The organism is Pseudarthrobacter sp. NPDC058329 (genome assembly GCF_042879835.1).
In the GTDB taxonomy this organism is placed as follows: Bacteria; Actinomycetota; Actinomycetes; order Actinomycetales; family Micrococcaceae; genus Arthrobacter.
This window is the reverse complement of the sequence record NZ_JBHVZR010000017.1, coordinates 101374-107958: the sequence shown is the minus strand read 5'-3', so window position 1 is coordinate 107958 and position 6585 is coordinate 101374. Positions and strand designations below refer to the sequence as shown.

At 57.7% G+C, this 6585-nt stretch carries 8 protein-coding genes; 3 read left to right on the top strand and 5 right to left on the bottom strand.

The annotated features are described in order from the left end of the window. The coding region (locus ACFVYC_RS18645; protein WP_387553035.1) for a hypothetical protein at window positions 1-342 on the top strand (342 nt) is incomplete at its 5' end. Between the two features lie 281 nt (window positions 343-623). Beyond that, window positions 624-1073: a hypothetical protein gene (locus tag ACFVYC_RS18640; protein ID WP_387553033.1), complete on the top strand. Its 450-nt coding sequence runs from the start codon at window positions 624-626 to the stop codon at window positions 1071-1073. Between the two features lie 264 nt (window positions 1074-1337). On the opposite strand, the gene ACFVYC_RS18635 is transcribed toward ACFVYC_RS18640, so the two are convergent. The 5 genes from ACFVYC_RS18635 to ACFVYC_RS18615 all read right to left on the bottom strand — a co-directional run bounded on the left by ACFVYC_RS18635 (window position 1338) and on the right by ACFVYC_RS18615 (window position 4807). Next, complete coding sequence (locus ACFVYC_RS18635; RefSeq protein ID WP_387553031.1) at window positions 1338-1703, bottom strand: type II toxin-antitoxin system HicB family antitoxin; 366 nt, start codon at window positions 1701-1703, stop codon at window positions 1338-1340. A gap of 11 nt (window positions 1704-1714) precedes the next feature. Continuing rightward, window positions 1715-1903, bottom strand: a complete 189-nt coding sequence (locus ACFVYC_RS18630) for a hypothetical protein (RefSeq protein WP_387553029.1) — start codon at window positions 1901-1903, stop codon at window positions 1715-1717. A gap of 208 nt (window positions 1904-2111) precedes the next feature. Beyond that, on the bottom strand, window positions 2112-2768 hold the full coding sequence (locus ACFVYC_RS18625) for a hypothetical protein (RefSeq protein WP_387553027.1): 657 nt from the start codon (window positions 2766-2768) through the stop codon (window positions 2112-2114). After that, the gene (locus tag ACFVYC_RS18620; protein WP_387553025.1) at window positions 2765-3421 is read right to left on the bottom strand and encodes a PIN domain-containing protein; all 657 of its coding nucleotides are present in this window, start codon (window positions 3419-3421) and stop codon (window positions 2765-2767) included. The genes ACFVYC_RS18625 and ACFVYC_RS18620 overlap by 4 nt, the downstream gene beginning before the upstream one ends. Before the next feature lie 480 nt (window positions 3422-3901). After that, window positions 3902-4807 (bottom strand): hypothetical protein, encoded by a 906-nt coding sequence (locus ACFVYC_RS18615; RefSeq protein ID WP_387553023.1) that lies wholly within the window; start codon window positions 4805-4807, stop codon window positions 3902-3904. 862 nt (window positions 4808-5669) lie between these two features. Here ACFVYC_RS18615 and ACFVYC_RS18610 point away from each other — a divergent pair. Then, window positions 5670-6527, top strand: coding sequence for a hypothetical protein (locus tag ACFVYC_RS18610; protein WP_387553021.1), 858 nt, complete (start codon window positions 5670-5672; stop codon window positions 6525-6527). Window positions 6528-6585: the final 58 nt, after the last annotated feature.

Below are 6585 nucleotides of genomic sequence, written 5' to 3'. Positions count from 1 at the left end.
GGCGGTTACGCTCGTGGCATGGACATCAACGCAATTGCCGCCCAAGCGGCAGCCAAAATCGACGCCGCCCGTGACCGGAAAGTAGACGCCGTCAGAACCGTTGCTGCCAGCGGCATCGAACTGCGCGAGGCAGCCGAACTGCTCGCCGCCGCTGAACAGAAATACGCCAAGGACTACGCCGCCGCGCTCCGCACGGACTGGACCGAAACAGACCTTCGGGGATTCGGCATCGACGCTCCGGCCCGTAAAGCCGGCGGCCGCCCGCGCGGGACCAGCAAGTCCCGCCGCGCAACGTCTGCCCAGGCAGAAACCGTAGGCGAAGAAAGCGTCTCGGCCGGGTAGCTTGCCCCTCGCCCACATGTGCACGGCAAAAGCCCAACCGCTCCGCTGCTTTTCCCGCACACACCCGGACGACGGGACCCACCGGACCACCTGCACACAACCACCACGCCACCACCCGCGCGCACGTCGCCATGGGAGAGCGGTGGCTGTGCACAGCCTCGGAATTCTTGTGTACCGAAAAGGAAAGAAGAACAAGTGACAATAGAAGTAGATGCCCCTCTTACGGTTTGGTACTGCGACATATTGGCGGCCACATTCTTCGCACGAAAGAGGCCGAAACCATGTACGGCCAACCGGGGAACGTTACAGCCGAGAAGACGGGGATCATCACCTGGGCATACCAGCAAAAGAACCAGGACCCTGCGACGGGAGAAGTTCCCGAACGATCGCTGGCGACGGAATATAGGGTCGTGCACAAAATTACCTGTGACGACAACAGTGGCTACTCCTGGGAGACCGATCAGCTCCTTGGCACCAAGGGACTCCAGCAGTGGTCAGAACTCCTATGGGACGGGAAAGACACCGATCCCTTCTGCTTTGCTCCCGGAACAACACTAAATCCAACACTGGATTTGCTGTTCCGCTTTCAAGTCCCCTATTACGAACAAGCGCGCCGCTACCTGGACACTCAGACCGCCCGCGAACTGCTGGACGGTCGGCTTATCCTCTCTGACGAGGGATACCAAAGGGTTATTATCGATGGCAGCCGCGAACTTGAAGAAGGATACTAACCCGCTGCAGCCACCATGATCGTTTTAGACGACGGAAGCCCGCACCATCGGTGCGGGCTTCCGTCGTTGGTCCCAGATGTCTACCCCATTCGAGCTTGTGCATATTCACCGGCAAACCGCCAGAACCTTTACCGCGGCGGTGCCTCGGCGAATGTGCACAAGCGGTCAAGTGGGTCCGGTCGTCCAGGTGTGCGCGGGAAAAGCAGCGCAGCGATTGGGCTTTTGCCGTGCACAGGTGGGCGAGGGGCAGGAGACGAAATTCGACTAGCTGACCAACTGGTGCGCACGCTGGTGCGAGACGCCCAGGACCGCTCCAACATCCCTCACAGTCAGTCCGCTTGCGGCCAGCTCGCGGGCGGCAAGCCGGGATTCTTCCGCGGCTGAATGCTGTGCCCGGGCAGCTTCCTCAAACAACTTCCGTGCAGCTAGCAGGTGTTCCCTAATATCCTCAGCGATTACCGGGACCACCTCAACGTCGAACGACTCTTCCGGTTCGCCGGTAATAAGCGCTGCCGCGTCCTTGACCATGGCTGGCACCTGGCTCAGGCTTTTGGCCTGGGTCAGGAGGCCCTCAATTTCAGGAACCTCAACAACCCACCAACCGGTGCCCCGCTCGGCACGTGCCGTCAACTTCCGCATCCTCATTCTCCGATCTGCTTCATGATCTTCTTGGCCAGAAGATCATCAATCTCACTATGCCGCGGTACCGTGGTGTACGCCTCTCCGACCCACACCCGAGTGTGATTGGCGCCCTCAGTTTCGATAAACTCCACGCCACGGTCTTTGGCCACCTTCCGCAGCTGCTTCAACAGTTCTTTTCGCTTCACCATTATTTTAGTCTATCCCGCTCTAGACAAGCAAGTCAAGTGCACACTAGACATTACGGTGGTATTGCTGGAAGACTCTGTGGAAATCGGAAGAGCGTGAAATATTATGCCCACGTTCCCACGACATGCGACGGCTGGGTCGAGGTGCTTTGTGGATGCTCGACCGTTCTGTCGGGTTGGCAGGATCGGGCCAGTACTGGGCTGCAGGGCGTTAGCCCAAGGCCTTCTTCAGGCCGGCTTCGTATGCCTTCAATATCGGCTTAGGTATGTCGAAGACGATGGGCATTTGGAGCACGATAGTGTCCTCGTTTTCACCGGATTTCAGTCTGTTCATGACCGCTTCCAGATCCTTTACGAAGTCGTCAATGAAGCGTCGCGTTTCTGTAATCGGCTGCGATACGAAGTTGGCGGTAAGGTCGGCCATGTGCTGGGCTCGTGTAGGAAGCCGCAACGATCTTGACTGAGTTGCCCAGTCGATGAGTTCCTCGTACATGTCAATGATTCGGTCGGCGAGATGTTTGATGAAGTCTGGATCTCCGGGCTTCCCGGGGTCGCCGAAGGCCTTTCGTTGCGCGTCCTGGGTCATCAGCCGGTCAAGGTTTCCGACGGTAGCCTGCATTCTCGCCATGGACTCTTTCAGGACGTCAGCGACCTCCGATTTCGTGACAGTAGTTCCTTGGGCTGTGATCAGACCAAGATGGTAGTCACGCCATTTGGGTTCGATCCTTCTCTTACCTTCATGTAGGTAGGCGGCAAAGAGCAGGTACTCCCACATGGGGGGTTCAGTGGCCAGAAGGTTTCTGGTTTCGCTGGGGGTCTTGGGGACTTTGGTAACGGGGTAGTTCGCGATTTCTTCAGCCTCTGTCATTCGTTGTCTTCCTTTGCCTTTTCAAATTCGGGTGAAAGGGCCATGGCACTGACTCCGGCAGCTGCTGCACGGATCCTCATTCCCCTGTCCCTGCTGACCAGTGTCAGCTTATTTCCACTCATGGAGGCGAAGTAGCCGGCCTGGCGCACGATCTCGTCATCGTTGCCTGGAAACCTGGCATACCCAAAAGGTTCGTCAACGAGCTGCACGGATACAGTGGCTCCCTTCCGTTGCATGCGGGCGAAGGCATCGTGCTGGTCAAGCAGCATGTCGATTTTCCGTAGAACTCTTCCCGCGGTTCTTCCTGGCAGGTTGCCGCGGTCCTTGAGGGAGTCCAGTTCATCGATGATGACGAGTGGAAAGATCAGGCATACGTCAGATTCTGCGAAGTGCGTGCTCCAAGGCAGCTGGTCGAACATCATTCCATGGATGAAGACGTTCGTGTCGCATAAGACCAGACGCTGGCCTTCTTTGGCCGCCAGCAGGCGCTGATAGCGTTCCAGCTGCTGAGCGAGGTCGAAAATATGGCGATATTGTCCCTGCACCTCGCCTCGTATTAGTCCGTGAGGTGAGTCCGACTGGTCGTCGATGGCCCTGACCTGCCAGTACCGGTCTGTGTACAGCTCGCTGGCGACAGCGCTGCGGGCGTACACGTGGCGTAAGTCGGCTTCTGCGTTTTCAACCCATCGCAGGTATCGGGTTGCGGCCAGAATGGGGTCACCCTCAAGAGAATTTTCTACTTCGGATAGGACGCGGAGTAGGTTTCTGAGAATTCCCAGGGCGTGGTCCGCTGATTGCTGTTTCCGCAGGTATTCCCAAGTCACAAGCAAGTATCTCGCGAGTTTGGGCCCCGCACAGCGCCAGATACTTCATGTTGCGAAGTGGCTGGAGAGGTTTATGCTGGGGCGGTGGCAGCCCAGCTGTAACTGAGCCGCCACCGGTTTGGGCTAGTTGGACCAGTTATGTAGCAGATGCAGGATCCGTGCAAGGGTCGCGATGACGTTGAGGTGCAGTTGTATGGACTGCACCAGTCTCGTGGCCCTTGTCGCTTTCCACGGGTTGCGTGCTGCGTGTTTGCTCACTGGTTTCCTCCTCTCTTGCAAATAATCCGATCGTGCACGTCGCTTGCGGACTCAGGCTGATTCCACCTCGCCGTCCGGCTGCTGAGTTACCGTCGGCGCCTTGGTAATGCGTTCGGTTCGTTCGGACTGTGATTGTTTTCTTTGCTGCTCCCTGGCGCCGTTGCTGTACTCACCCCTGAGGCTGTACCAGGTTCTTAGGGTTCTGCCTGTCGCGGAGAGAGGTGCTTTCCTCCATTCGGGGCGTTCATCCAACAGGTCAAGGTCTCTAAGATTCTTGAGACCGTTCTTGACCGTCCCGGCGGAGATTCCGTACCAGTCCGGCCCCTGGTCGTGGGGAATGTACATCTCAGCTTTCTGGCTGGTTTCTTTGGCAATGATGAGAAGCATCGCCAGGCCGGGGAAGGTGAGCTTTGCGAACAGGCCGGTGTTCCAAAATGCGTCGGGAAGCGTGAAGTATGTGTTGTAGCGGTCGGTCAGTCCCTCCGGGATTGTGTATTCCTCAACACCGTCCTCGCGTCTTGGGACGAGGTGTGTTCGCCCCCTTACCCGTCTCCTGGTCTTTATCAGTTCCAACGTTTCAAGATCACCCAAGGCTCTGGAGAGGGTGGACGGGGACCACGTGAGGGCTTTCTTTACGTCCGCAGGGGCTGTCAGCGCCCGAATCCATGCGTTGGCGGGAAGAGGTACTTTTCTTCTGCTGAGCCAGGACCAACCGGTGAGGATCAGCAGGTAGAGCAGCAGCGCCCGATGCTTGCGCTGGCTCATCATCGTGCCAACAGTGCTGGTTCTGCTGTCCCGGTCATCGGGCAGCTGAACGAGGACGTGGCGCAGCTTCAGGTAGCCGCGGCCCGCGAGCCTGGTAAAAAGCTCCCTCGTCTCCTCAGGGGTCGCGGTTGGGAGTGAGCTTGGGGGATTTGCCGCGAGATGCGCGATCCGCGCTTCGAATGTTGATTCCATGGCCTCATGGAATCACAATCCGGGGCAAACGAGATTCGCGATTGTTCATTTGTTTTTGCGGTTTCATAGCTACCACTGAGATACCGTAAATATTTGATGCCGCCGGTGTGATATCACACTGCGACACATTGAAATGCAAACTGAAACGCGGATTGTCACCTGGAGGGCTATCTTTCCGCGACAGCCGCCCCCTCTTTCGCGTTTTCAGAAAAAACGATATCCAACTGGGAATACGCTGAAATCAGTGGTGGCGGTTCGCCCCGGAACCAATCACAGCCCAACCCAGTCGCGTTAGGCCGCGAACCACGGCGCTGAAATCATGACCACGGAAGGCAGTTGCTGTCTGTAACCCAGTCCAATCACCAACACCAAAACGTTCGGCAAGGGATGCTTATAGGCGTAAGCAGCCGGAGGTTTACGCGCCAGAGGAGGCTCCCCAACCTCTGGTGATTATGCGTCCCGCGCCTGTGGGCCCCTGGCCTGCACAGAGAGTGTCTACGGCTCGTCAGTCTGGATGCTGGCGCGGACGCGTCCCAGGGTGGACTCCAGCCCTCGCGGGCAGGCTCCACAGCCTTGTAGGAGCAGAGCTTCTCGGGCGGGATAGTCCACCCTCCGCGGTCACCGATTTCACTCCGTGCAGGATGCCCGTCTGGGACTGCGCCTCGAAGGCAGACAAATTCATGGAGGAGCGTCCAAAGTCCTCCTAAACAACGTGAGGTCAAACAAGCGGAAGCCTTTCCTCCAGCTGACCAGGCCGCTCGGACAACTCCCTGAGCTTGTTCACGGTGTGATGCCAGCACGGTCTTGGGGTTTCCGCATTCCGCGGACTCCTATCGTCGTTACGTTGTCCTAGGCTCTACTTATGAACAACATTCCTGCTCCCAGAGCTTCGGTAGTCGCTCAGCTCATCGCGGAATCTGAGGAACTCGAAGAGCGAATGGCTTCCCTTCAAGAAGGCGAAGAGCCCCGGCCCAAGGATGTTGGTTCTGTTCGGGCCGACTATCGCGCCTGGCATAGCCGGGCAAGTCGTGTCCTGCCACCGGACATTAGAAAAAAGTTTGACGAGCAGCGGAACGGGAGCCTGGTCAAGCCCGGGATCGATCGTTTCCTTAGCGAGCCTCGGACAGAATCTGTACTGAAGGCCCCCGATGGGTCGTTTCCTTTGGGTCAGCGCTGGCAATACTCGTTCAACAATGTGCGCAGCCGGTTGGAAAAGCAACGGAGCCTCCTGGCTGACGCTGAACCAGAAGAATCACCAGCTGCACTCGTAGCCGCCGATCTTGCAAACGTTCTAAGACGGCTCCCCGACTTCATTCACGTTTTGCAGCAGCGCCGGCCAGACTGGCCGATCGGAGAGGCGTTTAAAGATGAGCGGGAGCTACAGGTCCTTGTAGAAGCGCTGCTGCGGACTCTCTTCGACGATGTGAGACCCGAGGACTACACCCCTTCCAGAGGAGGGGCGAACTCAAGAGTCGACTTCGTTCTGCCCGAGGTGGGGGTAATCGTCGAGACCAAGATGACCCGAGAGAGCATGAGCGCAAAAAAGCTAGGTGAAGAGCTTCTGGTTGATGCGGGGCGCTACCCAGCCCACCCCAACTGTGAGGCGATCGTCGCTTACGTCTACGATCCAGATAAGCGTCTGCAGAACCCCCGGGGTATCGAACGGGACCTGACCCAAACGACCGGAACGGGCATCTCATTTTTCTGTGTCATCTCCTGACCATGCCGCGTAAAGGATCCTGCTCAGGATCTAAATGTCATGGCCCGTCCCTACGCTG